19 protein-coding genes and 1 rRNA gene are annotated in these 26,268 nt (G+C 63.4%); 15 read left to right on the plus strand and 5 right to left on the minus strand.

The window, feature by feature from the left end; all coding sequences use genetic code 11:
* The first annotated feature begins 49 nt into the window (after window positions 1–49).
* A complete protein-coding gene (locus AC1DCM_RS16630) occupies window positions 50–1,021 on the plus strand; it encodes an aldo/keto reductase (RefSeq protein ID WP_477519058.1) in 972 nt (323 codons plus the stop codon).
* An 18-nt stretch (window positions 1,022–1,039) separates the two neighbouring features.
* Window positions 1,040–1,693 carry a 4'-phosphopantetheinyl transferase family protein gene (locus AC1DCM_RS16635; protein WP_477519059.1) on the plus strand — a complete coding sequence of 218 codons (654 nt, stop codon included), beginning with the start codon at window positions 1,040–1,042 and terminating at the stop codon, window positions 1,691–1,693.
* On the opposite strand, the gene AC1DCM_RS16640 is transcribed toward AC1DCM_RS16635, so the two are convergent.
* The 4 genes from AC1DCM_RS16640 to AC1DCM_RS16655 all read right to left on the minus strand — a co-directional run bounded on the left by AC1DCM_RS16640 (window position 1,690) and on the right by AC1DCM_RS16655 (window position 9,268).
* A complete protein-coding gene (locus AC1DCM_RS16640) occupies window positions 1,690–3,033 on the minus strand; it encodes a M1 family metallopeptidase (RefSeq protein WP_477519060.1) in 1,344 nt (447 codons plus the stop codon). The genes AC1DCM_RS16635 and AC1DCM_RS16640 overlap by 4 nt on opposite strands.
* Before the next feature lie 13 nt (window positions 3,034–3,046).
* The gene (locus AC1DCM_RS16645; protein ID WP_477519061.1) at window positions 3,047–7,003 is read right to left on the minus strand and encodes a Pls/PosA family non-ribosomal peptide synthetase; all 3,957 of its coding nucleotides are present in this window, start codon (window positions 7,001–7,003) and stop codon (window positions 3,047–3,049) included.
* A gap of 125 nt (window positions 7,004–7,128) precedes the next feature.
* A complete protein-coding gene (locus tag AC1DCM_RS16650) occupies window positions 7,129–8,094 on the minus strand; it encodes a quinone oxidoreductase family protein (protein ID WP_477519062.1) in 966 nt (321 codons plus the stop codon).
* Between the two features lie 85 nt (window positions 8,095–8,179).
* Window positions 8,180–9,268, minus strand: coding sequence for a fatty acid desaturase family protein (locus AC1DCM_RS16655; protein WP_431119551.1), 1,089 nt, complete (start codon window positions 9,266–9,268; stop codon window positions 8,180–8,182).
* 179 nt (window positions 9,269–9,447) lie between these two features.
* On the opposite strand from AC1DCM_RS16655, the gene argC reads away from it, so the two are divergent.
* From argC to AC1DCM_RS16700, 9 genes are all read left to right on the plus strand, one after another.
* Window positions 9,448–10,479, plus strand: a complete 1,032-nt coding sequence (argC, locus tag AC1DCM_RS16660) for an N-acetyl-gamma-glutamyl-phosphate reductase (protein WP_477519063.1) — start codon at window positions 9,448–9,450, stop codon at window positions 10,477–10,479.
* Window positions 10,476–11,642, plus strand: a complete 1,167-nt coding sequence (gene argJ / locus AC1DCM_RS16665; RefSeq protein WP_442005825.1) for a bifunctional glutamate N-acetyltransferase/amino-acid acetyltransferase ArgJ — start codon at window positions 10,476–10,478, stop codon at window positions 11,640–11,642. The genes argC and argJ overlap by 4 nt, the downstream gene beginning before the upstream one ends.
* A gap of 10 nt (window positions 11,643–11,652) precedes the next feature.
* Window positions 11,653–12,612 (plus strand): acetylglutamate kinase, encoded by a 960-nt coding sequence (gene argB, locus AC1DCM_RS16670; protein WP_477519064.1) that lies wholly within the window; start codon window positions 11,653–11,655, stop codon window positions 12,610–12,612.
* Window positions 12,609–13,997 (plus strand): acetylornithine transaminase, encoded by a 1,389-nt coding sequence (locus AC1DCM_RS16675; RefSeq protein ID WP_477519065.1) that lies wholly within the window; start codon window positions 12,609–12,611, stop codon window positions 13,995–13,997. Before argB ends, AC1DCM_RS16675 begins: the two co-directional genes overlap by 4 nt.
* Window positions 13,994–15,001 carry an ornithine carbamoyltransferase gene (gene argF, locus AC1DCM_RS16680; RefSeq protein ID WP_477519066.1) on the plus strand — a complete coding sequence of 336 codons (1,008 nt, stop codon included), beginning with the start codon at window positions 13,994–13,996 and terminating at the stop codon, window positions 14,999–15,001. Before AC1DCM_RS16675 ends, argF begins: the two co-directional genes overlap by 4 nt.
* Window positions 15,001–15,537: an arginine repressor gene (locus AC1DCM_RS16685; RefSeq protein ID WP_216925220.1), complete on the plus strand. Its 537-nt coding sequence runs from the start codon at window positions 15,001–15,003 to the stop codon at window positions 15,535–15,537. The genes argF and AC1DCM_RS16685 overlap by 1 nt, the downstream gene beginning before the upstream one ends.
* An 89-nt stretch (window positions 15,538–15,626) precedes the next feature.
* Entirely contained in the window at window positions 15,627–16,832 is a 1,206-nt protein-coding gene (locus AC1DCM_RS16690) for an argininosuccinate synthase (RefSeq protein ID WP_477519067.1), read from the plus strand.
* Entirely contained in the window at window positions 16,832–18,247 is a 1,416-nt protein-coding gene (gene argH / locus AC1DCM_RS16695) for an argininosuccinate lyase (protein ID WP_477519068.1), read from the plus strand. Before AC1DCM_RS16690 ends, argH begins: the two co-directional genes overlap by 1 nt.
* Window positions 18,248–18,348: 101 nt before the next feature.
* Window positions 18,349–19,086 (plus strand): maleylpyruvate isomerase family mycothiol-dependent enzyme, encoded by a 738-nt coding sequence (locus tag AC1DCM_RS16700; protein ID WP_477519069.1) that lies wholly within the window; start codon window positions 18,349–18,351, stop codon window positions 19,084–19,086.
* Window positions 19,087–19,160: 74 nt separating this feature from the next.
* Here the strand turns inward: AC1DCM_RS16700 and AC1DCM_RS16705 are convergent, their stop codons facing one another.
* A complete protein-coding gene (locus AC1DCM_RS16705; RefSeq protein WP_477519070.1) occupies window positions 19,161–20,690 on the minus strand; it encodes an AlkA N-terminal domain-containing protein in 1,530 nt (509 codons plus the stop codon).
* A gap of 82 nt (window positions 20,691–20,772) precedes the next feature.
* Between AC1DCM_RS16705 and AC1DCM_RS16710 the strand changes: the two genes are divergently transcribed.
* From AC1DCM_RS16710 to AC1DCM_RS16725, 4 genes are all read left to right on the plus strand, one after another.
* Window positions 20,773–21,432, plus strand: coding sequence for a DNA-3-methyladenine glycosylase (locus tag AC1DCM_RS16710; RefSeq protein WP_477519071.1), 660 nt, complete (start codon window positions 20,773–20,775; stop codon window positions 21,430–21,432).
* A gap of 99 nt (window positions 21,433–21,531) precedes the next feature.
* Entirely contained in the window at window positions 21,532–23,760 is a 2,229-nt protein-coding gene (locus tag AC1DCM_RS16715) for a HelD family protein (protein ID WP_442005833.1), read from the plus strand.
* Between the two features lie 37 nt (window positions 23,761–23,797).
* Window positions 23,798–25,108 carry a tyrosine--tRNA ligase gene (tyrS, locus tag AC1DCM_RS16720; protein ID WP_442005834.1) on the plus strand — a complete coding sequence of 437 codons (1,311 nt, stop codon included), beginning with the start codon at window positions 23,798–23,800 and terminating at the stop codon, window positions 25,106–25,108.
* 1,058 nt (window positions 25,109–26,166) lie between these two features.
* Window positions 26,167–26,268: ribosomal RNA gene (locus AC1DCM_RS16725) — 16S ribosomal RNA — on the plus strand; the annotation flags it as partial.

The raw sequence follows: 26,268 nt of genomic DNA on the forward strand, positions 1-26,268 counted from the left end.
ATCGCTCCACGTCCCAGCCGGACCGAACCCGCAGATAGGAATCCTCAGGATGAAGTACTCCGTTCTCGGCCCGACCGGCGTGCGTGTGTCGCGCATCTGCGTGGGCACTGCGACCTTCGGCGTAGCACCGAGCGCACACGAAGCTAATGGCGTTGTCCAAGCGGCCCTGGACCTCGGCATCAACTTCTTCGACACCGCAGACGTTTACGGCTCCACGCCGACATTCGACCGGCCTGGTGCCCCGCCTGCCTCGGAGCGGGCGTCGGCAGAGGAGATCCTTGGTCGCGCCCTCGCCGGTCATCGGGATGGGGTGGTGCTGGCCACGAAGTCGGGGGAGCGCCGCTTCGACCCGGATGCCGGTCTCTCACGCCGGTACATCATCCAGCAGGTTGAGCAGAGCCTGCGCCGGTTGCGCACAGACCGCATTGACCTCTATTACGCCCATTTCCCTGATCCGAATACGCCGCTGGAGCAGACACTTGCTGTCTACGACGACCTGATCCGCCAAGGAAAGCTGCGCTACGTCGCACTGTCCAACCACCCTGCCTGGCAGGTGGCCGAGGCCCTGTGGATCGCCGATGACCGTCGGCTGGTCTCTGCTCCCGTGGCTGCGCAGGTAATGTACAACCTCCTGGACCGCAGCGTCGAGCGGGAGCTGAGCGCCGCCTGCGTGCGGTTCGGGGTGTCGATCGTCCCCTACGGGCCGCTGCACGGCGGCCTGCTCGCCAATCTGAAGGTTCTGGATCGCGAAATTGCGGGGGACAAGCGCTATGGTGGACCCGGATATTCGGAGTCCGAGATCGCCGTTGCCCGCAAGCTCGACCGTCTGGCCAGAGAATGGGGGCTCGGAATGCAGCAGGTGTCATTGGCGTGGCTGCTCTCCCGCCCGGCCGTGGCCTCGGTGATCGTCGGGGCCGAGACCGTCGACGAACTCCGCGCCAACGCCTCGGCAGCGGACCTCGAGCTCACGCCGGAGCAGCTGGATGCGGTCTCCGCGCTGACTGACGGGTCCACGTCCTGATCGGAAGGAACGGCGATAGTGCAGAGCCCTGTGCTTGAGCTCCAGAAGCTCGCCGACGTCCCCGTTCCGGACTCTGCCGTTCAGGAGCTCGGGCCGGCTGCCATGGAACGCGCACAGCGGTTCGCCAGCACCAAGGCTCGGGAAGAATTCATCGCCGGCCGGGTTGCCCTGCACCGCTTCGCGGCCTCGCTCCTTGGGGTAAGCCCCAACCGGCTGAACCCCAATTATCACTGCCCTCAATGCGGTCAAGGAAAGGACCACGGCCGCCCGGGCTTCATGCTCGACGGCGTGCCCGCGCCTCTCGCGCTGAGCGCGTCCAAAGCGCAGGGCTGGGTGCTGCTGGCCGCCGTCGTGAATCCAACGCTTGGCCTCCGGCTGGGAGTGGACCTTGAAGCGACTGATCAAGCAGCGTTCGTGGGCTTTGACGATGTCGCCTTGACCGAAGGCGAGAAGCATTTCCTGGCGTCCATCCCGGATAATCAGCGGGCCAGGCAGCGTGCCCAGCTCTGGGCGCGCAAGGAGGCCTGGCTGAAGATGACCGGGGAAGGCCTTCGAAGGAACCCAGCGGAGGTGGATGTGCTGGAGCGTCCGGGCTTGCGGGACCTGAACAGCAGCGGCGATGCGGGCATTGATCTGCCGGAAGGTTTCGTCGCCGCCTTGGCCGTGGGCTAGAGAGGCGATGGCAGCGACGGAAGTGCTGCTTCGTAGAGCCATGGCCAAAGGACGCTTGCGGCATCAAACCCTGGAATGAAAGCGTCGGTGGTATCGATGAATGCCGCCGTGGAAATGGATCCATGCCGGTTCCGCTCCGTCCAATGCTGCAGTAGCCCGAAGAACGCTTCGTCCCCGACTGCCAGGCGGACCGCGTGGAGGGCAAGGGCGCCGCGCTTGTACACGCGGTCATCGAACATCAGCTCCGGGCCGGGGTCGCCAACCAGCAGGTCCTGCGGCCCGGCGTCGAGCTTTTTCCAAGCGGCCAAGGCGCGGGCCGCGACTGGCATGGTTTCGGACTCCTCGGACCACAGCCACTCGGCGTAGCAAGCGAACCCTTCGTGGAGCCAGATGTCTTTCCAGTTGCTGGCAGTCAGGGAGTTACCAAACCACTGGTGAGACAACTCATGGGCGATCAGTCGTTGGGCCTCCCACGTGCCGCGCATGTGATTGCGGCCGAAAATGGAGACGGTCTGTGCCTCCAACGGGATTTCCAACTCATCCTCGGTGACAACCGAGGTGTAATCGCTGAACGGATAGGGGCCGAAGCAGTCCTCAAACGTCTTCATCATGTCCGGCTGGCGTTGAAGCCCTTGGCGGGCGTCGCCAGCCATGTCCGCAGTGACCGCGGCGAACTGCGGGACCCGATGATGGGTGTCTGAAGGGTTGAGCGGGATCATGACATAACGGCCGATCTGCAGCGTGGCGAGATATGTGGCCATGGGCTCGGAATGTTCGTAGACCCAGGTCTCACGGCTTGATTTTCGTGATCGGGATACTAGCTGGCCGTTGCACACCGGCCGGTAATTGTCATCCGTGGTCACCGAGATCCGGAACGAGGATTTGCTGCGGGGATGATCGTTGCAAGGAAACCATGACGCTGCGCCGTTGGGCTGGCCGGCCACCAGGACGCCGTCATTCAGTTCTTCCCAGCCAACCTCGCCCCACAAGCCTCGGCGCGGTTGCGGATTGCCCTCATAGCGGATCTCGAGGACGAACGGCTGACCCGCCTTCAAGGGCGACGCAGTGGTGACCACGAGGTGTTCGGCCCGTTGGCTGAACCTTTGGACCTTCCTGCCATCCATCTGGATTTTGGACGACCGGAGTCCCACCAGGTCCAGGACTATCTGGGCAGCAGGCTCCAAGGCAGTGCAGCGGAGGATCGCTTTTCCGATCAGCTTGTTACTGCCGAGCCTGACATCGAGATCCAACTCATACCGATCCACACGGTAGCTCGTGCTGCCGTGGTCCAGGGTATAGGGGTCAGCAGGGGTCACAAGTTTGGTGATCGGTTCCGTCATGATCTGCCCCAATCTACTTGAGTCGGGCGGCCCGTGCTGCCGGACCCTCCCAAGGACTCACCGGATTTCCCATCCAGTATGTTCCGGCCGGCACGGTTTCGCCGCGCATGACCAACGACGCGGGCCCGACAGTTCCGCCATTCCCGATGCTGGCCGCAGGGAGGATGACGCCGTGTGGTCCCATCGTCGCACCATTTCCCAACGTGACCGTATCCAAGCTCATGACCCTGTCGTGGAAGAGGTGTGTTTGGACAACGCAGCCCCGGTTGACGGTGGAGTTCTCCCCAAGTGTCACGAGGTCAGCCTCGGGAAGCCAATAGCTTTCACACCACGTTCCCCGCCCAATTTTCGCTCCGAGGCCGCGAAGCCACCACACCAGGGCCGGCGTGCCCGCTGCCGAACGGGCGAACCACGGTGCGCTCACCATCTCGATGAAGGTGTCCACTACCTCGTTCCGCCAAATGAACGAACTCCACAGTGGGTGTTCGCCGGCCCGGATGGCACCCACCAGCACCCACTTGGCAATGATGGAACTGAACGCGGCCACGGCACCGGCTGCCAGAACCACAACACCGCCCAGCAGGGCCGCTATCCCGTAACCCCAACCACGGGCAATCCAATCCAAGGCCAACATCACGCTGGCTGCGATGGCGACCGTGAGGATGACCGGGACAAGCCGGCATGCCTCCCACAGTGCTCTGGCTACCTTGAGTTTCAGGGGCGGCTGGAACGTCCGGGTCTGGTCGGCGTCGACGGCGGTCCGGCGCAGTCTGACAGGCGGGCTGCCCAGCCAGGAGGTCCCCGACTTCGCTTTTGCAGGCGTTGCCGAGAGCACCGCCACGAGTGAATTCTTGGGCACATTCCGTCCAGCTGCCGTCATGCCCGAGTTGCCCAGGAATGAGCGTTTTCCGATTTTGGCAGGGGCGATCCTCATCCAGCCGCCGCCGAGTTCATAGGACGCCACCATGGTGTCGTCTGCGAGGAAAGCACCATCGCCGATGGTGGTCATCCTGGGCACCAACAGCACAGTTGATGCTTCCACGTTCTTGCCCACTTTGGCCCCCAGCAGGCGTAGCCACACTGGAGTGAAGAGGCTTGCGTAGATGGGGAAGAGCAGGTCCCTCGCCATGTCCAGCAACCGCTCAGTGGCCCAAACCTGCCAGCCAATGCGGCTTCGGACCCGGTAATAGCCTTCCTTCAAGCCCAAGCCAAGGAGCCGCGCCACGGCCAGGATGAGGATGAGGTTGCCGAAGAACCAGACGAGGGCTGCGAGAGGCAGTGCAAGTGCAATCCGGGGGACTGCAGTCTCCAGGGAGTCATGGCCTTGGATGAAAGCAAGGACCACCATGGCGCCTGCGAACGCTGAAATGTAAGGGATCAATGCCAGCAATGCCGACGCAGCAGCGAAGGCGGAGAACCAGAGCCGGTCCATCAGGGAACGCCGGTTGCTGGGCTCAGGCCAGTCGTGTTTTGCTTTTCCGCGGCGTCCGGCCGGGGAACCGGCCACGAGGTGCCCGGCCTTCACCTTGCCCAGCACGGCAGACCCTGCTTCGACGTGTGCGCCTGCGCCGATGGTGGCACCGGGCATGAGCGTACTTCGGGAGCCCACCACGGCTCCAGCGCCAACATGGATTTGCCCTATGTGGACAGAATCGCCGTCCACCCACCAGCCGGAGAGATCCACCTCCGGCTCAATGTTGGCGCCAGTTCCCAAGGACAGTAGACCGGTTACCGGCGGCAAAGAATGCAGATGGACGTCCCTTCCAATCTTCGCGCCGAGGGCCCGTGCGTAGTATGGAACGAACGGTGCGCTGGCCAGACCAATGGCACCGGAGAGGTCCTGTATTTGCTCAGCCAGCCAAAGCCGCAGGTGCGTCTTGCCGGATCGGGGATATGTTCCTGGCTCAACCTTGCCCAACAGGATGCGGGCAGCCACCACCGAGATCGCCATTCGGCCGAGCGGACTGACGAAGACCAGCCAGGATGCCCCGATCCACCACCAGGAAACAACGGGGGCCGCAGTGAACCCAGCGAAATCGGCCAACAGCCTGTTGGCAGCCATGAGGTAGGTCAACCACCGCATCCCGACCAGGATGTGCAGTGGTACGCCCATGAGCACCTGGAAGACCTGCGACTTAAACGCAGTGGGCCGTACGGTGCGCTCCGCAGCGGGACCGGGCATGCCGCCGTCGGGAAGTGACTGCCGGGCAGTATCTATGAGCGCCCCCACCCGCGGTGTCGCGTAGATGTCCGCCACCGTGATGATCGGGTAGCGAACGCGCAATGCGGAAACAAGCTGTGCGGCCGCCAGTGAACCGCCACCGTACGCGAAGAAGTCCGCATCGAGGGAGCTCACAGGGCTGCCGAGGACCGATTCCCACTGCTCCACAATCCATCGGGCGTCGTCCGGCAGATTCAGCGGTGCTTTGCCGGCCTCCTTGGCCCCGGCCCCGGCAAGAGGCCACGGAAGGGCGCGACGATCAACTTTGCCGCTGGTCTTTGTCGGCAGCGAATCAACAACCGTCAGTAGGGGGATCAATGCTGCCGGCAGGCTCCCGCTCAACCGTCTGCGGGCTTCGTCCAGGTCCAGTACGTAGCCCTCGGTGGCCGCAAGGTAACCGACAAGGATTTGGTTACCTGCCGCCGTCGTTTGCACCGCGGCGGCCGCACCTGCCACCCCAGGCAGCGCCTGCAGTGCGGCATCGACTTCGCCCAGTTCGATCCGTCGCCCACCGAGTTTGACCTGTTCATCGGCCCTCCCGATGAAGACCAGCCCCTCAGCTTCGAAGCGCACAAGGTCCCCGGACCGGTAGGCGCGTTCCCAGCCCAGGGTCGGCATGGCCGCATACTTCTCAGCGTCCTTGCCGGGATCCAGGTATCGGGCCAGTCCGACTCCGCCGATGATTAATTCCCCAATTTCGCCTTCGGCCACGGGAACGCCGGCGGAATCGACGACGGCGAGGTCCCAGCCGTCCAGCGGCAGTCCGATCCGAACGGGGCCGGGTCCGCCCAAGGGCGCCGCGCAGGCCACCACCGTAGCCTCGGTTGGCCCGTAGGTGTTCCAGACTTCACGACCGTCGACGGCGAGCCGTTCGGCAAGTTCAGGCGGGCAGGCCTCCCCACCGAAGATGAGGAGACGCACATTCTCGAGGGCTTCGACTGGCCATAAGGCAGCGAGGGTGGGCACTGTGGAAACAACGGTGATGCCGTGGTTGATGAGCCATGGGCCCAGATCCATGCCGGTCCGGACAAGGGCGCGCGGAGCCGGTACCAGGCAGGCGCCGTGCCGCCAGGCCAGCCACATCTCCTCGCAGGAAGCATCGAACGCAACCGATAGGCCTGCCAAGACTCTGTCCTGCGGTCCGATCGGGTCGGATTGAAGGAAGAGACGGGCTTCGGCGTCCACGAAAGCGGCCGAGGAACGATGAGCGACGGCTACGCCCTTCGGCGTACCCGTGGAACCCGAGGTGAAGATGATCCATGAGTCGTCATCCAGCCCGGGTCTCTGCGGCTCGGTCACAGGCTGCCGTGCCTCGCCTGCCAGGTCAAGGGCCAGACCGGCGCCAACCACAGCGCCAGCCTTTGCTTCGCCGAAAACCAGCCTGGCGCGCTCGTCGGGGTCGTCCGCATCAACTGGGACGTACGCTGCTCCGGCCATGAGGATTCCCAGGATGGCGATGTAGAGATCGCTGGTGCCGGATGAGACGCGGACGCCGATCTTGTCCCCTCGACCAAGACCAGCGGCGTTCAGGGTCCGCGCGAACGCTCGGACTGCTCCCAGGAGTTCGGTGTAACTCAGTGACTTCCGGCCATCGTCCAGCGCCGAGGATTCCGGAAAAGCTGCCGCAGTCGTCTCGAGGATATCCACCAGGGTCCGCTGGGCCGGTGCTGCAGAAGCCCCCGGAAATTGGGGGCGATAGGTAGCCAAGGCAGGTGTGTTCCCGGCCACGGCAGAATGTTCTGTGCTCACGCAGTCAGCTTTTCCCAGAAAGGTGAACAAAAGGTGTCGGACGCTTCCTGCCCGTCACGGTTTGTTGCACAGATGTTCGCTTAGCGGTCACAGCTGAACCGCCCAGTGGAGGTTGAGCGGGGCGACTACGGAAGCAGGAGGACTTTTCCTGTGGTGAGGCGCCCTTCAAGGTCCCGGTGCGCCTGTGCCGCTTCGGCCAGGGGGTAGCTAGCGCCAACGCGAACCGCCAGCGTACCGTTCGCTGCGGCTTCAAAGATCTCAGCTGAACGCCAACGCCGCTCGTGCCTGTTCTGGACGAAATGGCCCATCGTGGGGCGCGTCAACGACAGGGACCCGCCGGAGTTCAGGCGTTGGGGATCGAACGGGGGGACGGGCCCTGAAGCGGCGCCGAAGAGCACCATCGTCCCCCTGATGCGCAGGCTTCGGAGGGAGTCGTCGAACGTATCCTTGCCCACGCCGTCGTACACCACGTTCACGCCCTCGCCGTCGGTAAGCTCGCGGACCCTGTCCGCGAAGCCTTCATAGCGCAGGACTTCGTCGGCGCCGGCGAGCTTGGAGAGGTCGGCCTTTTCATCGGAAGAAACGGTGGTGATGACCCGTGCCCCCCGTGCCTTCAGGAGTTGGGTCAGCAGCAGCCCCACACCGCCGGCTCCCGCGTGCAGCAGCACCGTGTGCCCGGGTTCCACGCGGAAGGAGGAGTTCATGAGGTAGTGGGCGGTAATTCCTTGCAAGGGCAGGGCGGCGGCAGTGTGATCATCGACGCCGGCCGGCACGGGTAGCGCCTTCTCAGCTTCCACAATCGCGTAGTCAGCGTACGTCCTGGAGCCTTCGGCCGTGGCAATCCTGTCGCCTACCGCAAAGTCCTCCACACCCTCACCGATTGCTTCGATCGTACCGGCCGCTTCCGCGCCCGGGGTGAAGGGGTAGTGAACCTTGTAGGTGCCGCTGCGCTGGTAGGTTTCGATGAAATTGACCCCGGCAGCTGCGACTTTGATCAGCAGCTGCCCGGGACCTGGTACTGGTGGCTCCACGGAGGCATATTCGAGGACTTCAGGTCCTCCGGGCTCGTTGGCAACAATGGCGTGCGTCATGGTGGCTCCTTACTCCGGGGCGGTCCTTCCGGTGCCCGGTTCCAGGATCCATCCTATGAAGGATGCCGCCTTTGGTTGCGGAGGCCTAGAAGCGTCCGTGCGTCGAAGCGACGGGGCAGTCGAAGCCACGTCCAGCTGCCAGGCCTACCTCGTTGAGGTAGCTGACCACTATTCCATAGGACTGAATCAGCGTGGTTTCCGTGTAGGGGATGGAGTGCTTCGTGCAGAATTCGCGGACGATTCCTGCGGCCTTGTGAAGGTGGGGCCGGGCCATGTCAGGGAACAAGTGGTGTTCCACCTGGCGGTTCAGTCCGCCCAGCAGGAAGTCCATGAAGCGTCCGCCCGAGATGTTTCGCGAGGTGAGGATCTGGCGGTTGAGGAAGTCGACGCGGCTGTCCTTGGGAAGGACCGGCATGCCCTTGTGGTTGGGAGCAAAGGAAGCGCCCATATAGAAGCCGTAGACCATGATCTGGACGCCGAGGAACGCAAACGCCATTCCAATGGGGAGGAACGTGAAGGCAAGGACGGGAAGAGCGGTAAGACGCGCAACCAGGATAGGCGTCTCCACCCAGCGATGGCGTACCTTCTGCTTGCCGAAGATAAAGCGAAGCGAGTCGAATTGGAGGCTCAGGCCAAGGAGTGTCAGGAGCGGAAAGAAGAACCATCCCTGTTTCTTGGTCAGGAAGGCCAGGCGTCCCTTGCGTTCGGCGGCTGCATCTTCATAGAAGACCAGCGCGTTGTTCCGGATGTCGGGGTCCTTGGAAATGACGTTGGGATGGTTGTGGTGGGCACCGTGCTTTTGCTCCCACCAGGAGTAGCTGATGCCTGCGATTCCTGTTGCCAGGAGGCGGGCCGACCAATCGTTGGCACGACGCGAGGCGAAGATCTGCTTGTGCCCGGCCTCGTGGGCCAGGAAGCTCAACTGTGTACAGAAGATGCCCACGGCGGCAGCGATCAGGAGCTGGAACCAGGAATCACCCAAGAGCGCGAAGCCTGTCCAGGTGGCGGCCATGAGGATCATGAGGGCTACGAAGAGCCAGATGTAGAACCCGCTGCGCCGTTCGAGGAGACCGGCAGCTTTCACGCTCTTGAGGAGCTCCGAATAGCTTTGGACAACGGGGTTTGGCTGAATTGCGCGTGTTTTGGGGCGCTCAGCGGTGGACGTGGGTGCCATATATGTGCCCCGTATCGCTAACGGGCAACGCTGCAGCCGACGTTCGGACTGCACGGTCTGGATCACCCTCCACTAAGCATACGCTGTCGGCACTAACCTATTGTGACGCCGTGCACTTGCCAGAAGACGGCATGCATAAATATCGGCAACCATGAATAGTTTTGCTGTACAGTGGAGCTATGACTATTTCTGTTGCCGTCTCCGGTGCCAGCGGCTACGCCGGGGGAGAAGTGCTGCGCCTGCTTGCAGGCCATCCGAACGTCACTATCGGTGCTATCACTGCGCACAGCAACGCCGGTTCCAGACTAGGGGAGTTGCAGCCTCATCTCCACGGTTTGGCCAGCCGGATTCTGGAAGACACCACGGTGGAGAACCTGTCCGGGCATGATGTCGTCTTCCTGGCACTCCCGCACGGCGCTTCTGCAGAGATCGCTGCCCAATTGCCGGAAGGCACAGTGGTCATCGACGCCGGTGCGGACCACCGCCTGCAGGATGCGGCTGCATGGGAAAAGTTTTACGGCTCGGCCCATGCTGGCACCTGGCCGTATGGGCTCCCGGAACTGCCGGGACAGCGCGACGCGCTCAAGGGCGCCAAGCGCATCGCCGTTCCTGGTTGCTACCCGACGTCGGCCCTGCTCGCCTTGACGCCCGGGTTCGCCAACAATCTCCTCCTGACGGACGACGTCGTGATTGTCTCGGCCTCTGGTACCTCCGGTGCCGGCAAGGCGGCGAAGGTCAACCTGATTGGCTCCGAGGTCATGGGGTCCATGAGCCCTTACGGTGTTGGCGGCGGTCATCGGCACACGCCGGAAATCGAGCAGGGATTGTCCAACGCCGCCGGCGAGCCGGTGACAGTGTCCTTCACTCCCACTCTCGCGCCGATGAGCCGCGGCATTCTCACCACGGCAACTGCAAAAGTCGGTCACGGCGTTACTTATGCAGAACTGCGCCAAGCCTGGGCGGACTCCTACGACGACGAACCGTTCGTCCACCTGCTGCCTGAAGGCCACTGGCCCACGACCAAGTCGGTGCAGGGTTCCAACCATGCCGTCATGCAGGTGGCTTTTGATCAGCACGCTGGCCGTGTGATCGTGACGTGCGCCATTGACAACCTCACCAAGGGAACTGCCGGCGGCGCCGTGCAGTCCATGAACATTGCCCTCGGCCTGGACGAAACCGCCGGCCTTAACCTGCAGGGAGTTGCACCGTGACCATTACCGCACCCAAGGGATTCCGGGCTTCCGGCGTCAAAGCCGGCATCAAGGCATCCGGCAACCCGGACCTGGCCCTGGTGGTCAACGACGGCCCGCAAAAGTCCGCTGCTGCTGTCTTCACCTCAAACCGCGTGGCCGCTGCTCCGGTTCACTGGTCACGCCAGGTGGTCAGCGACGGACGTGTTGATGCAGTGGTCCTGAACTCAGGGGGCGCCAACGCCTGCACTGGTCCGCAGGGATTCCAGAACACGCACGCCACGGCCGAGAAAGTGGCAGAAGTGCTGGGAGTCTCAGCTTCCGACGTCGTGGTTTGCTCCACTGGCCTGATTGGTGAGCAACTGCCCATGGACAAGATCCTTCCGGGCGTTGAGGCCGCATTCGGCGAGCTGTCCGCAGACGGCGGTTCGGCCGCCGCAACTGCCATCATGACGACGGACAGCGTGTCCAAGGAGGCCGTCTTCACAGGCACTGATGCTGAGGGCAAGCAATTCACCGTTGGCGGCATCGCCAAGGGTGCCGGCATGCTGGCCCCTGGCCTGGCAACGATGCTGGTTGTCCTCACCACCGACGCCGAGGTACCGGCGGACGAGCTCGACGTCGTCCTCCGCGATGCCACGCGGGTAACCTTTGACCGCGCCGACTCCGACGGCTGTATGTCCACCAACGACACCGTGGTGCTGCTGGCATCAGGTGCCTCGGAAGCTTTGCCTTCAGCGGAGCAGCTGAGCGAGGCCATCACGAAGGTCTGCGCCGAGTTGGCCCGGAAACTCATCGGCGACGCCGAAGGTGCCAGCCACGATATCGCCATTCGTACCTTCAATGCAGCAAGCGAAGGCGACGCCGAGATCGTTAGCCGCGCCGTTGCACGCTCCAACCTCTTCAAAGCCGCCATTTTCGGCAAGGACCCCAACTGGGGCCGCGTGCTCTCCGCCGTGGGCACCACCGACGCCATATTCGAGCCGGACCAGCTCAACGTGTCCATGAACGGCGTGCAGATCTGCCGCAACGGCAGCATCGGCGACGACCGCAACCTCGTTGACCTGGAACCACGTGAAGTGCTCGTCGACATCGACCTTCAGGCCGGCAACGCCGAGGCAACCATCTGGACAAATGACCTCACGCACGACTACGTGCATGAGAACAGCGCATACTCGAGCTGAGCGGATGACTATGACTGCGCATACCCGGGAAACCACCTCCACGAGTCACGTTTCGGCGGAAGCGGCCCAGGACAAAGCGGGCACCCTGATCGAGGCACTGCCGTGGATCCAGCGTTTTGCCGGCACCACCATGGTGATCAAGTATGGCGGCAACGCCATGGTCAACGATGACCTTCGCCGCGCCTTCGCCGAGGACATCGTGTTCCTCCACCACGTGGGCATCCACCCTGTAGTGGTCCACGGCGGCGGCCCCCAGATCAACTCCATGCTGGGCAGGCTTGGCATTGAGTCCGAGTTCAAGGGTGGACTGCGTGTCACCACTCCGGAAGCCATGGACGTGGTGCGGATGGTCCTCACCGGTCAGGTGGGACGCGAACTCGTCGGCTTGATCAACTCCCATGGTCCTTACGCCGTTGGCATGTCCGGCGAGGATGGCGGCCTGTTGCGCGCAGTCCGCACGGGCACCGTGGTTGACGGCGAGGAAGTTGACCTCGGCCTGGTGGGCGAAGTCGTAGGCGTGGACCCCGCCGGGATCAAGGACATCCTCGACGCCGGTCGCATCCCGGTGATCTCCACGGTCGCCCCGGAAATCCTCGACGACGGCAATGGTTCCGGTCCCACGACTGGCCAAGTCCTGAACGTCAACGCAGACACAGCGGCCGCAGCTGTCGCATCGGCGTTGGGCGCCACGAAGCTCGTCATCCTGACCGACGTTGAAGGCCTGTACGCGAACTGGCCGGACAAGTCGTCTCTGATCTCTTCGCTGACCGCGTCCGAGCTCCGAGAGATGCTGCCCAGGCTCGAGTCGGGCATGATCCCCAAGATGGCCGCGTGCCTGAAGGCGATCGACGAAGGCGTGGAACGCGCGCACATCGTGGATGGCCGCCTGCCGCACTCGATGCTGCTGGAAACTTTCACCACCGCCGGCATCGGCACCCAAGTTGTTCCTGACGAGGAAGTGAACGCATGAGCGAAACTGTTGGCCTCAATCCGACCGGCGATGGGACCCCCGCCCGTCCCCAGCCGCTCCCCGTCCTCGCAAACTCGGACGGGGACCCCGGCGGCAGTGGGCCCATCGCGGTGCCCGACCACACCCGGGGCCCCATCGCCGGATCGGATGCCAAAGCTTCCGTCATAACTGGGGTTAGTAATGGCTCCGACTGGCTCGCCCGCTACTCGTCCTCGCTCATGGGTGTCTTCGGTACGCCTCAGCGGGTCCTGGTCCGCGGTGCGGGTTGCCTCGTATGGGACGCCGACGGGAAGGAGTACCTGGATCTCTTGGGCGGTATTGCCGTGAACGCCCTGGGCCATGCCCACCCGTTCGTCACCTCGGTCATTTCCAGCCAGCTCGCCACGCTTGGACACGTGTCCAACTTCTTTACGAGCCCCACGCAGATTGCCCTGGCTGAAAAGCTCCTGGCTATCACCAACGCTCCTGCCGGTTCCAAGGTTTTCTTTGCCAATTCCGGCACGGAAGCCAACGAGGCAGCGTTCAAGCTGGCCCGCCGGAACAGCGACGCCAAGCGGACCAAGATCATCGCCCTTGAGGGGGCTTTCCATGGCCGCACCATGGGCGCCCTCGCGCTCACGGCGAAAGAAGCTTACCGGACACCGTTCGAGCCCCTGCCCGGCGGCGTGGTCCACATCCCGTTCGATGACATCGAAGCCCTGCGCTCCGCCGTCGACGATTCCACGGCAGCCGTCTTCCTGGAACCAATCCAAGGCGAAGCGGGTGTCCGGCCGCTGAGCGCCGAATACCTGCAGGCGGCACGTGAAGCCACTACGGCGGCTGGCGCCTTGTTGATTTTGGACGAGGTCCAGACAGGCATTGGCCGGACCGGCAAATGGCTCGCCAGCGAGGATGCGGGCATCGTTCCCGATGCCATCACGCTTGCCAAGGGCCTTGGTGGCGGGTTCCCCATTGGTGCGCTGATCACCCTCGGCAGCACGACGTCGGCCCTGCTCACCGCCGGACAGCACGGAACCACTTTCGGTGGAAACCCGGTGGCCACGGCCGCCGCTCTTGCCACGCTGCACGCGATCGAGAGCCAGGGTGTGCTGCAGAACGTACTGGCAGTCGGCGCTCATCTTCGCGAGGGACTGGCCGCCATCGAGGCTGTCACTGAAGTCCGCGGTGAGGGCCTGTTAATCGGGTTCGATGTGAACGCCGACGTCGCACCCGCCATGGTCACAGCCGCACTCGACGCTGGATTCATCATCAACAGCCCGGGCCCGAGGACCATCCGCCTCGCACCGCCGCTGATCCTGACCATCGATCAAGCGGACCGTTTCCTGGACGCGCTTCCCACCCTGATCGCTAGGGCTACAGCCACCACCGCTAAGGACGCACAGTGACTACATCCACCACCACCCGTCACTTCCTGAAGGACACGGACCTCAGCCCGGCTGAGCAAGCCGAGGTCCTTGAGCTCGCTGCCCGCATGAAGGCGGCGCCGTACAGCGTCCAGCCCTTCGCAGCCGATGGCAACGGACGTAAGACCGTCGCTGTCATCTTCGACAAAACCTCCACCCGCACCCGTGTTTCCTTCGCAACCGGCATCGCGGACATGGGCGGCAACGCCCTCATCATCAATCCCGGTGAAGCGCAGATTGGCCACAAGGAATCCGTCGAGGACACAGCCAAGGTCCTAGAGCGCATGGTCTCCACCATCGTGTGGCGGACCGGGGCCCACTCCGGCCTCGTGGCCATGGCGGAAAACTCGAAGGTGCCCGTCATCAATGCCCTCTGCGACGACTACCACCCCTGCCAGCTCCTCGCCGATCTTCTGGCGGTCAAGGAGCACAAAGGTGAACTGAAGGGCCTGAGCATGGCCTACCTCGGTGATGCGGCCAATAACATGGCCAATTCGTACCTTTTGGCTGGCGTTACGGCTGGCATGCACGTCCGAATTTCCGGGCCCGAAGGCTATCTGCCAGCAGCCGACATCGTCGCTGCCGCAGAAGAGCGTGCCGCTGAGACCGGTGGTTCGGTGCTCATTACGAGCGATGCCGCGGAAGCCCTTAAGGGCGCCGACGTCGTGGCTACAGACACCTGGGTGTCAATGGGCCAGGAAGCCGAGAAGGAAGCCCGGATGCAGTTGTTCCGCGACTACTCCGTCGATGAGGCAGCCATGGCGCAGGCCGCACCCGACGCCGTCGTGCTTCACTGCCTTCCGGCATACCGCGGCTATGAGATTTCCGCTGGGGTTATTGACGGCCCGCAGTCCATCGTCTGGGACGAGGCGGAGAACCGCCTCCACGCCCAGAAGGCGCTGATGGCCTGGCTGATGCACCGCTCGGGACTTGCTTTTGTCGATGGCCTTTCACCTGTTGAAGGTACCGGGGAGAGCACGTTCTAGTGTCCACGAATCCGTCGGTTCCGGGTGCCAGCCCGGCCACCAAGACTGCCCGCCAGGCGCGTATTACCGCGATCCTGACGGGTGAGTCCGTGCGTTCCCAGGCAGAGCTTGCAGCCCTGCTGGCGGACGACGGCGTTCAGGTCACCCAAGCCACGCTGTCCCGGGACCTTGTGGAACTTGGSGCGGTGAGGGTYCGRGGCAAGGAAGGCGCCCTGGTCTATGCCGTTCCGGGGGAGGGCGGCGATCGCAATGCCAAGAGCGGCGTCACGCAGGAGATCCTGGACGCACGGCTTTCCCGGCTCTGCGGTGAACTGCTGGTCACCGCCGAGGCATCAGGCAACATTGTGGTCCTGCGAACACCTCCGGGAGCCGCGAACTTCCTGGCACTGGCCATCGACCACTCCGTAATGCCGTCGGTATTGGGTACGATCGCAGGCGACGACACTCTGCTGTTGGTTGCCAGGGATCCCGACGGCGGGGCGGAACTCGCGGCTCGCTTCCTCCAGCTGGCCGAGGAAGCCGGCCCCGGAAACTAACCGCCGTGGACGCGGCCCATGATTTTCACAGCATTGATTCACACAGCATTGATTTCAAATGAACCAAGCAACAACAAAGGAGCACTCTCGTGACTGAGCGCATTGTTCTGGCCTACTCCGGTGGCCTTGATACGTCCGTAGCCATCGGCTGGATCGGTGAAGCCACCGGCGCCGAGGTCATCGCCGTGGCCGTCGATGTCGGACAGGGCGGCGAATCCCTGGAGACCATCCGCCAGCGCGCCCTGGGTTGCGGCGCCGTCGAGGCTTACGTCGCCGACGCCCGCGACGAGTTCGCCAATGAGTACGCCATGCCCACGCTGAAGGCCAACGCCCTCTACCAGGGCCACTACCCCCTGGTTTCGGCGATCTCGCGTCCGGTTATCGTGAAGCACCTCGTGAAGGCTGCCCGCGAATTTGGTGCCACGACCGTTGCCCACGGCTGCACCGGCAAGGGCAACGACCAGGTCCGCTTCGAAGTTGGCATCCAGACCCTCGGCCCGGACCTGAAGTGCATCGCACCCGTCCGCGACCTCGCCCTGACCCGAGACAAGGCCATCGCCTTCGCCGAGGAAAAGGGACTGCCGATCGAGACCACCAAGAAGAACCCGTACTCGATCGACCAGAACGTCTGGGGACGCGCCGTCGAGACCGGTTACCTCGAGGACATCTGGAACGCACCTACCAAGGACATCTACGACTACACCGCCACCCCGGAATTCCCGCCGGCACCGGACGAGGTCACCATTTCCTTCCAGGCCGGCGTGCCCGTAACGATCGACGGCGTGAAGGTCACCCCGCTGCAGGCCATCCAGGAACTGAACCGCCGTGCAGGCGCCCAGGGTGTTGGCCGCATCGACGTCGTCGAGGACCGCCTTGTGGGCATCAAGTCCCGCGAAATCTACGAAGCCCCGGGTGCCATGGCGCTGATCACCGCGCACAAGCACCTCGAGGACATCACCATCGAGCGCGAGCAGGCCCGCTTCAAGGCCACCGTTGGCCAGCGCTGGGCAGAGCTGGTCTACGACGGACAGTGGTTCTCCCCGCTGAAGCGCTCCCTGGACGCCTTCATCGAGGACACCCAGCAGTACGTTTCCGGTGACATCCGCATGGTCCTCCACGGTGGCCAGGCAATCGTCAACGGTCGTCGCTCCGAGACCTCGCTGTACGACTTCGACCTCGCCACCTACGACACCGGAGACACCTTCGACCAGTCCATGGCACGCGGCTTCATCGAGCTGTGGGGCATGTCCTCCAAGGTTGCCTCGGGCCGCGACCTGCGCGTCGCAGGCGAGTAATGACGTCCGCAACCAACGAAGGCGCACTGTGGGGCGGCCGGTTCGCCGGCGGCCCCGCGGATGCGCTGGCAGCATTGAGCAAGTCCACGCACTTTGACTGGCGGCTGGCCCGCTATGACATTGCCGGCTCCAAGGCGCACGCCCGCGTGCTGGCCAAGGCCGGTCTGCTGGACGACGCCGAACTTGAAGGCATGCTCGCAGCCCTCACCCAGCTGGACGAGGACGTCGCAAGCGGCGCCTACCTGCCGGCCGAGAGTGATGAGGACGTTCACGGTTCGCTGGAACGTGGCCTGATCGAGCGTGCCGGAACACAGTTGGGCGGCAAGCTCCGTGCCGGCCGTTCCCGCAACGATCAAGTCGCAACGCTCGGCCGCATGTTCCTGCGCGATCACGCAAGGATCATTGCCAGTGGGGTCCTTGCCACGATTGATGCCCTGGTTGACCAGGCCCAGGCACACCAAGGTGTGGCCATGCCTGGCCGGACGCACCTGCAGCACGCCCAGCCGGTATTGCTGAGCCATCACCTCCTTGCCCACGCGTGGGCATTGCTGCGCGATGTGCAGCGCCTCCAGGACTGGGACAAGCGTGCCGGCGTTTCGCCATACGGTTCGGGTGCCCTGGCAGGTTCGTCGTTGGGACTGGACCCAGAGGCCGTTGCAGCTGATCTTGGCTTCTTCTCGGCTGTCCATAACTCGATCGATGGCACCGCCTCCCGCGATGTCTTCGCCGAGTTCGCCTGGGTCTGCTCCATGATTGGCGTTGATCTGTCCCGGATCTCCGAGGAAGTCATCTTCTGGGCAACCAAGGAATTCTCCTTCGTGACGCTGCACGACTCGTACTCCACGGGGTCCTCGATCATGCCGCAGAAGAAGAACCCGGACGTTGCCGAGCTCGCACGCGGCAAGGCAGGGCGGCTCATCGGCAACCTGACCGGACTGCTGGCAACGCTCAAGGGCCTGCCGCTCGCGTACAACCGCGATCTTCAGGAGGACAAGGAACCGGTGTTCGACGCCGCCGACACCCTGGAGCTGTTGCTTCCGGCCGTGTCCGGCATGATCGCGACCCTGAAGTTCAACACCGAGCGCATGGAGTCCCTGGCTCCCCAGGGCTTTGCGCTGGCCACGGACATCGCAGAATGGCTCGTCCGCCAGGGCGTTCCCTTCCGTGAAGCACACGAGCTTTCAGGTGCTGCAGTCAAGCAGGCCGAAGGCCGTGGGGTTGAGCTGTGGGACCTGACGGATGAAGAATATTCAGCGATCTCGGAGCACCTGACTCCCGAGGTCCGCAGCGTGCTGAGCACTGAGGGTTCGCTCAACAGTCGCAACTCCCAGGGCGGAACAGCACCGGCCGCCGTCGAACGCCAAATGGTGGCGCTCAAAGCAGAACTGGACGCAGCGCGCAGCTACGCCAGCTGAACCGTTTCGCCAGTGAAACCACGACGGGACGGCACCCCGCAGGCAGGCTTCCAGGCCTGTCTGCCACGGGATGCCGTCCCGCTGTGCGTTAACATTGCGCTATGACCGCAATCACAGCTGAGACGCTGCCCGCAGAGCTTCACAAAGCCGCTGACGTCGTCACCCGTATCCTTGCCAAACTCAAGGACGCTTCGATCCCGGAACCGTCCAAACTCCCGGACTGGACCCGCGGCCATGTTCTGGCCCACCTTGCCGGAATTGCGAACGCCATGGCCCGGCAACTGGAATTCGCGCGGCGTGGCGAAAGCATCGAACTGTATGACGGGGGAGTTGCGGGCCGCACCAAAGCGATCGAACTTGCCGCCGGGCACAGCCTCCAGGAACACAAGCAGTCCGTGGAAACCGCCTTGGCGCGGGCCCTCTCTGCTTTCGATGCCTTGGGACCAGATGATTGGCAAGCCCGCATCAGCTACAGGAACGGAACAGTCCTCGACGGCGGTCTGGCGCTCTGGCGCGAACTCGTCATCCACGCTTCGGACGTGGGTTTGGGCTACGGCCCGGAAACCTGGAGCCGCCCCTTCTGCGAGCATTTGTTCACGTTCCTTGAAGCACGTGTTCCTGAGACGTACAAATTTGTCTTGCAGCCCACGGGACTGCCCCAGCAAGTTATTGGCCACGGCGCCACATCAATCGCCATTACGGGCATGCTCACGGACATCGCGGCATGGCTCGCCGGCCGCGAACCGAGCCTTGGCAGCCTGCGCGCCACCGCGGCGGCCGACGGCGTCGACTTGCCCGAGCTACTCCCATGGCCCGCAGCCGCTCCCGCCGCCCGCTAACGATCCTCTCTCACGTCCTGACCGGTTTGGGCCGACGTTCTCTCACGTCCTGACCGGTTTGGGCCGATCTTCTCTCACGTCCTGACCGGTTTGGGCAGACGTTCTCTCACATCGTGACGCTTTTCGGCCGATGTGTCCTTGGGCTTTGCTGCCGCCCGCCACAAGTGCATGGTGGCGTAGGACCGCCAAGGGCTCACTTCCCGGAAGTCAGAGCTCAGGCCAGCGCCAGGCGGGAGGACTCTCAACCCGTTTCGAACTGCCGCGTCATTGCCCAGGAAAACGTCCGGCGCTCCGAGCACCCGCATGGCGACGTACCCTACAGTCCACGGACCAACCCCTGGCAACGGCAGCAGCTTGCGCTCCAGCGCGGCAACGTCGTCGCCGTAGCCGAACTCAAGGGCCCCTGTGGCCATCGCTTCGGCCGCAGCAACGACGGAGTCGATGCGACGCTGAGGTCCCTTCAGCAACTCGCGTCCGTGTTCGGCGATTTCAGCCGGCGTCGGAAACTGCCGCTCCAGCCCGGGGGTGGGGGTCTCGGCGAGGGAGCCAACAACGGACAACTGTGTCAGTGCTGTTCGAGCGGCAGCAACGGTGATTTGCTGACCTATCATTGCCCTGACCAGCAATTCCTGGGGGTCCACTGCTCCCGGCACGCGAATTCCGGGAACCGCCGTGATGCTCCCCGCGAGCCGCGGGTCTGTTCCCAATGCTTCGTCGATTGCCTGCGGGTCCGAGTCCAGGTCGAACAACCTCCGAACGCGGCTCAACAATGCAGGAAGATCGTGCAGGTCCACAGCGGTGGCCGTCAACTGTAAAGGCTTGCCCGGCGTCGAGGGGCTGTAGACCACGGAGAAAGAGGCGCTGCCTCGAGGCAGGCGGAGCGTCCGACCATAGCTCCTGGTTCCGTCGGCTTCGGTACGTGCCACCTCAATTCCGGTTACCGCACGGACGGCCAGGAAGTCGAAGATGCCCGGATCGAATGGTTCCCTGTAGGGCAGGTTAAGTGTTAGAGCAGTAGGCGCGACAGCACCCCGGCGAACGCCGGACCTCGCTCCCGTGGCACGCAACGCCGTCGGGGTCATCGCAAAAACCTCGCCGATGGTGTCGTTGAATTGCCGCACGCTATTGAACCCCGAGGCGAAGGCGACGTCGGCGAAGAGCATGTTCGTTGAGACCAACAGCGTCCTGGCTGTCTGCGCCCTGCTGGCCCGTGCCAGCGACAGAGGGCCTGCGCCCAGCTCGTGGCTGAGGATCCGGTTGAGCTGGCGCGCCGAGTAGCCCAGCCGTTGCGCCAGGCCGTCGACCCCCTCGCGGGTGATCACGCCGTCGTTGATCAAACGCATTGCACGGCCGGCAACGTCAGATCGGATGTTCCAGGCCGGCGTGCCGGGGACGGCCTCGGGGAGGCAGCGCTTGCAAGCGCGGTACCCGGCTTCGTGGGCAGCCGCTGAGGTCTCGTAGAACGTGACGTTCTCTGCCTTCGGCGTCCGGGCGGGGCAGGACGGCCGGCAGTAGATTCCCGTCGAGCTGACGGCTGTGAAGAATTGTCCGTCGAAGCGGGTGTCGCGGGCGTCAATTGCCCTGTAGCGCTGCCAGAAGTCCATTCCTTCATCCTGTCAGGAGTACACGTCCGCTGCTAGCGGAAATCGGACATGGCCGTTCCACGATTTTTGCTAGGGTCTGGGCATGAGCTCGTCCATCGAGAAGGGAGTCAGCAATCCCGAAAAAGTGCGTAAGTTCCTTGAGGGCGACCCTCGCGCAATCATTCCACTGATACTTGGCGCCGTACTCACCCACCACTCCGAAGCCGGCCCGGTGGCGGTCAGGCTCACTGAAGTGGAGGCGTATATGGGCCCACGCGATTCCGAACACCCTGATCCCGGATCGCACACCTTCGGCGGCCCCACAGCCCGGAACGCGCCTATGTTCGGACCACCGGGATTCCTGTACGTCTATTTCACGTACGGCATGCACTACTGCGCCAACATCGTCTGCGGTCCCAAAGGTTCACCGTCTGCGCTGCTCTTGCGCGCCGGCGAGATTGTAGAGGGGGAGGGGCTTGCCACTGTCCGCAGGCCTGCCTCCAAAACGCACAAGGACTTGGCCAGCGGACCGGCCCGCCTGGCATCGGCGCTGGGACTTACGACGGCGGACACGGGCCGTGACGCGCTCGCGTCACCGTTCAGCCTCTGGTTGCCTGAGACGCCTGCAGCGGCCGTGGCCAGCGGACCTCGGGTTGGGGTGGCTGGTCCGGGTGGAAGTACGGACTATCCCTGGCGTTTCTGGATCGAAGATGATCCAACGGTGTCACGCTACAAAGCGGCGCGGCCACGCAACCGGGCGTGAACTTTGGCCGCTGGTCCGCCATATGACCTGCACCCCACGCGTTTACCAAAATCGCTGTAGAATGGACGGTCTGTCTTTTGCGATAGGGGTTACGGTTCGATGCACGACGCTGATTTGGTCCACGAGCAGGAATACGTTGCTGGGCTGTACGCCCGGCTCGATGAGCTGCGCGAAGAAAAGCGCGCCCAGCTGGCGCAGGTGCGCAAGGCCGGTGCAGTGGGAACCATGCAAAACGTGTCCGAACGTGACGCGTTCGCCGCACTGTATGAGGACCGCCTTGCGCAGCTCGATGCCGTCGATGACCGTCTGGTTTTCGGCCGCCTTGATCTGGACTCGGGTGAGGCTCAGTACATTGGGCGCATCGGGTTGTCTACGGCCGATCTCCAGCGGCTCATGGTTGACTGGCGTGCGCCCGAAGCCGGCCACTTCTATCAGGCCACCGCATTCGACCGCCAAGGTGTGCGCCGCCGTCGACACCTGATCCTGCAAGGCCGCGACGTGAAGGCGATCGAGGACGATGTCCTGGATGCCGGGATGCTCGCGGACAACGATTCCCTGCAGGGCGAGGGCGCGCTCCTTGCGGCCCTGAATTCCAAGCGCACAGGACGCATGTCCGACATCGTGGGAACCATACAGTCGGAGCAGGACAGGATCATCCGTTCCTCGATCTCGGGCGCGCTCGTCGTGCAAGGTGGTCCCGGGACGGGTAAGACCGCAGTGGCACTGCACCGCGCCGCATACCTCCTGTACACGCACCGTGATCGCCTTAAGAGCGCCGGCGTGCTGCTGGTGGGACCGTCGTCGTCGTTCATGCACTACATCGAGCGTGTGCTGCCCTCGCTGGGCGAGACCGGCGTCGTCATGGCCAGTCTTGGCCGGCTTATGCCCGGAATCCACGCTGTTCCCGAGGAAGATCCCGACGTTGCGGCCCTCAAGGGCAAGCTCGACATGGCCACGGTGGTGGCCAACGCTGTTGCGAACAGGCAGCGCACGCCTGCAGAAGACCGCATTCTCGAAGTAGATTCCCGCAAGCTGACGCTGACCGTCCGCCAGGTCCGCCGCGCACGGGAAAAGGCCCGGGCCACCGGCAAGCCCCACAATGAAGCCCGGCTGACGTTCGTCAAGATCCTGCTTCGTGAGCTCACGGAGCAACTGACGGACCTCGTCGAGGAATCGAACATCGGCAACAACGCCGATCGCGCCTACCTCGCCGAAGACGTCCGGTCTGCCCGGGACGTCCGTATCGCCTTGAACCTGTGCTGGATGCCGATGACGCCCGAGAAGCTGATCTCGGAGCTCTTCAGCAAGCCCGCCATCCTGGAAGCCTGCACGCCGCACCTCACACCGGAACAGCGGTCGCTCCTGCAGCGGCCCGTCGATGCTCCCTGGACCGAGGCTGACGTGCCGCTCCTGGACGAAGCTGCTGAGCTCCTGGGTGAGTTGGACCCTGCTGCGGGCAGGGGACTGGCCCAGCAGGAAGCCGACCGCGCCCGCGATCTCGCCAACGCCAAGCAGACCCTGGCCAACATGGAAGCCATGGGCGTGGACGTCCTGGTGAGCGCCGAAGAACTGGCAGACCAGAACCAGGAACGCGAGAATCGGCTCACCGCAGCCGAGCGCGCCACGAGCGACCGTTCCTGGGCTTTCGGCCACATCGTGGTTGATGAGGCACAGGAACTTTCGGCCATGCAGTGGCGGCTCCTCGTGCGTCGCTGCCCGCTGAAGTCGTTCACAATCGTGGGGGACATCGCCCAAACGAGTGCCGCGGCTGGCGCCAATTCGTGGCAAAGCGCGCTGGCGCCGTCGTTCGGTGACCGCTGGCAGCTCGAAGAGCTCACCGTCAACTACCGCACGCCGTCCCAGATCGCGGAAGCCGCTGTCCGGATGGCCAACCGCGCAGGCCTGGTGGTCTCAGCTCCGAAGGCTGTGCGCGAAGGCAAATGGTGGCCCATTGTGGACCGCGTCGAAGCGGACGGAATTGTCTCCCGCCTGGTCGAGGTCCTGCCTGAGGAAGTGGAAGCAATCGACGGCGGCCTGCTGGCTGTGATCGCCGACGGCCCACTGCTGCCGCAGGCGGCTGCTGCGCTGCGTGAGATCTACGGCCGCCGCATCGGCTCGGGAGCCGGAAGCTACGAGCAGGACATCGTGGTCATCAGTCCCAAGGAGGCGAAGGGCCTGGAATTTGATGGCGTCATCGTCCTGGAGCCGGCCGCCATGCTCAATCACGAGCACGGCAAGGTGGGCGACCTCTACGTCGCTATGACCCGACCCACTCAGCGGCTCAGGCTCATCGCCGCGGCACCGCTGCCTGCCGGCATTGAGCGCTAGGAAAAGCAGGTTCAACAATCCTGCTAACTTAGAACTCGTGTCACACGTAAACAACATCGAGTCCCAGCACAACGATCCCGCCTTTGCCAACATCTGGCAGGAGCTCAAATGGCGCGGCCTTGTCCACGTTTCCACCGATGAAACGGAACTGGAAAAGCTGCTCGCCGGGGACCCGATCACGTATTACTGTGGCTTCGACCCCACCGCCCCGTCCCTTCACCTGGGTAACCTGGTGCAGCTCCTTCTGATGCGTCGATTGCAGTTGGCAGGCCACAAGCCGCTCGGCCTGGTTGGCGGTTCCACAGGCCTGATCGGGGACCCACGTCCGACGGCGGAACGCACCTTGAACACCAAGGACACCGTTGCGGAGTGGGTCGGCTACCTTCAGGGCCAGGTGCGCCGTTTCCTCAGTTTTGAGGGCGACAACGCGGCGCGCATGGTCAACAACCTGGACTGGACGGCGCCGCTGAGCGCCATCGACTTCCTGCGGGAAATCGGCAAGCACTTCCGGGTGGGCACCATGCTGCGCAAGGATGCTGTCGCCTCGCGGTTGAGCTCCGACGAGGGCATCAGCTACACCGAGTTCAGCTACCAGATCCTGCAGGGCATGGACTACCTCCAACTGTTCCGCGACTACGGCTGTGCACTGCAGACCGGTGGCTCGGACCAGTGGGGCAACCTCACCAGCGGCACCGAACTCATACGCAAGGTGGAGGGCAAGAGCGTCCACGCCCTGGGTACGCCCCTCATCACCAACTCGGACGGCACCAAGTTCGGCAAGAGCGAGGGCAACGCCATCTGGCTGGACCCCGAAATGTGCAGCCCGTACGCGTTCTACCAGTTCTGGCTGAACACGGCCGATGCTGACGTGGTGGATCGGCTGAAGGTGTTCACTTTCCTTTCACGTGCGGAAATTGAAGAGCTTGGCCAGTCAGTTGTTGAGCGCCCGTTTGCCCGCGAAGGCCAGAAGAAGCTTGCATTCGAAGTGACCTCGTTGGTGCACGGGATCGATGCGACCGAAAAGGTCATCGCCGCCTCCGCGGCGCTCTTCGGCAACGGCGACCTCACCGTTCTGGACGAGCACACCCTGGAATCAGCGACGGCAGAACTTCCGTCCGCGAAGATCAGCGCCGACGGTCTGGGCATCATTGACTTGCTCGTGGCCTCCGGTTTGTCCGACAGCAAGTCGGCAGCCCGCCGGACCGTGGGGGAGGGTGGCGCCTACGTGAACAACACCAAGGTGTCCGATCCCGACGCCGTCATCGCCCAGGACGAGCTCCTGCATGGCCGGTACCTGCTGCTTCGACGGGGCAAGAAGAACCTGGCGACCATTGAGGTTTCAGCCTAGGTTTTCTCAGTAGTCCAAGTCCGAAAGGGCCGGTAACCGTCATGGTTGCCGGCCTTTTCTGTGTTTAAGCGTGCTTGTCTGTGGTGCCGGTGTGATGCCGCCGGGGGCGGGGCGGGGTCATCCTCTGCGCTCGGTCGTTCCTCCCTTGGACGCGCGCTGCCGGATGACCCCCGCCCCCTTCGGTTGTTCTCTCACGTAATCGTTGTTTTTGAGCATCCTTCTCTCACGTCCGGATGCGTTTGGACCGTTCTTCTCTCAGGTAGTCGTAGTTTTCGAGCATCGTTCTCTCACGTCGTCGTTGTTTTCGAGCATCGTTCTCTCACGTCGTCGTTGTTTTTGAGCGTCCTTCTTTCACGTCCGGACGTGTTTGGGGGTTTGTTCTCTCATGTTGTGTCGGCTTTTGGGTTGGCCGGGGTTCGGAATGTTCGACGGCGGTTGCTGGGCTGGGTGCCGCGGCTGTCTGGGGCGGGGGGCTTTGGTTGGTGTGATGGGCCTCACGGAAGTTGTTTTGCTGCTTCCGGGCTGTTTCTGAGCCGTGGATGGTGTTGTTTGGCGTGTGTTTGCGGGGTTTTGGGGTGGTGTTCGGGGCGATTTGTTCCAGGGCTGGTGGGCGTGTAATGTCTTCTGAGTCGCCGCGAGTGAGACAGCCTGGTGCTGGGAACTGCGGGGGCCAACCCCTTTTGATAACAGCCTGGAATATGGTGCGCTTTTGGGCGTGCCGGTGCCGGGTGGGGCCGATGTGGCGGGATCGAAAATCGCGGAAACGTTGATTTGCATGGTTCCGGTTGATCGGGTAAGTTTGAAAAGTTGCTCCGGAGCGATCCTGTGGCCCTGTTAGGGGTTTTGGTGGTGCCGGTTAGTGTCTGTTGTTTGAGAACTCAATAGTGTGCCAAGTTTGTTGATGCCGATTGTTTTTGTTGATTGGTTGAAATTATGGCCAGGCCGTTGCGCACCCCCGTGTGTGGTGGTTTGGTTTTCAGCTGGTTTCGAATTTTGTGCAGCCGTGCCTGTCCGTTATTTCCGGTGGGTGTGGTTGTGTCTGTTTGATTTGTTTTWCTTCAACGGAGAGTTTGATCCTGGCTCAGGATGAACGCTGGCGGCGTGCTTAACACATGCAAGTCGAACGATGATCCCAGCTTGCTGGGGGATTAGTGGCGAAC

The organism is Paenarthrobacter sp. 10N417 (assembly GCF_056394745.1).

What these genes read in the sequence shown, in the direction of transcription:
- AC1DCM_RS16630 (WP_477519058.1), top strand. Translation starts at nt 50, where the DNA reads ATGAAGTACTCCGTTCTCGGCCCGACCGGCGTGCGTGTGTCGCGCATC.
- AC1DCM_RS16640 (WP_477519060.1), bottom strand. Translation starts at nt 3,033, where the DNA reads ATGACGGAACCGATCACCAAACTTGTGACCCCTGCTGACCCCTATACC.
- AC1DCM_RS16650 (WP_477519062.1), bottom strand. Translation starts at nt 8,094, where the DNA reads ATGACGCACGCCATTGTTGCCAACGAGCCCGGAGGACCTGAAGTCCTC.
- AC1DCM_RS16655 (WP_431119551.1), bottom strand. Translation starts at nt 9,268, where the DNA reads ATGGCACCCACGTCCACCGCTGAGCGCCCCAAAACACGCGCAATTCAG.
- argC (WP_477519063.1), top strand. Translation starts at nt 9,448, where the DNA reads ATGACTATTTCTGTTGCCGTCTCCGGTGCCAGCGGCTACGCCGGGGGA.
- argB (WP_477519064.1), top strand. Translation starts at nt 11,653, where the DNA reads ATGACTGCGCATACCCGGGAAACCACCTCCACGAGTCACGTTTCGGCG.
- AC1DCM_RS16675 (WP_477519065.1), top strand. Translation starts at nt 12,609, where the DNA reads ATGAGCGAAACTGTTGGCCTCAATCCGACCGGCGATGGGACCCCCGCC.
- argH (WP_477519068.1), top strand. Translation starts at nt 16,832, where the DNA reads ATGACGTCCGCAACCAACGAAGGCGCACTGTGGGGCGGCCGGTTCGCC.
- AC1DCM_RS16700 (WP_477519069.1), top strand. Translation starts at nt 18,349, where the DNA reads ATGACCGCAATCACAGCTGAGACGCTGCCCGCAGAGCTTCACAAAGCC.
- AC1DCM_RS16705 (WP_477519070.1), bottom strand. Translation starts at nt 20,690, where the DNA reads ATGGACTTCTGGCAGCGCTACAGGGCAATTGACGCCCGCGACACCCGC.
- AC1DCM_RS16710 (WP_477519071.1), top strand. Translation starts at nt 20,773, where the DNA reads ATGAGCTCGTCCATCGAGAAGGGAGTCAGCAATCCCGAAAAAGTGCGT.
- AC1DCM_RS16715 (WP_442005833.1), top strand. Translation starts at nt 21,532, where the DNA reads ATGCACGACGCTGATTTGGTCCACGAGCAGGAATACGTTGCTGGGCTG.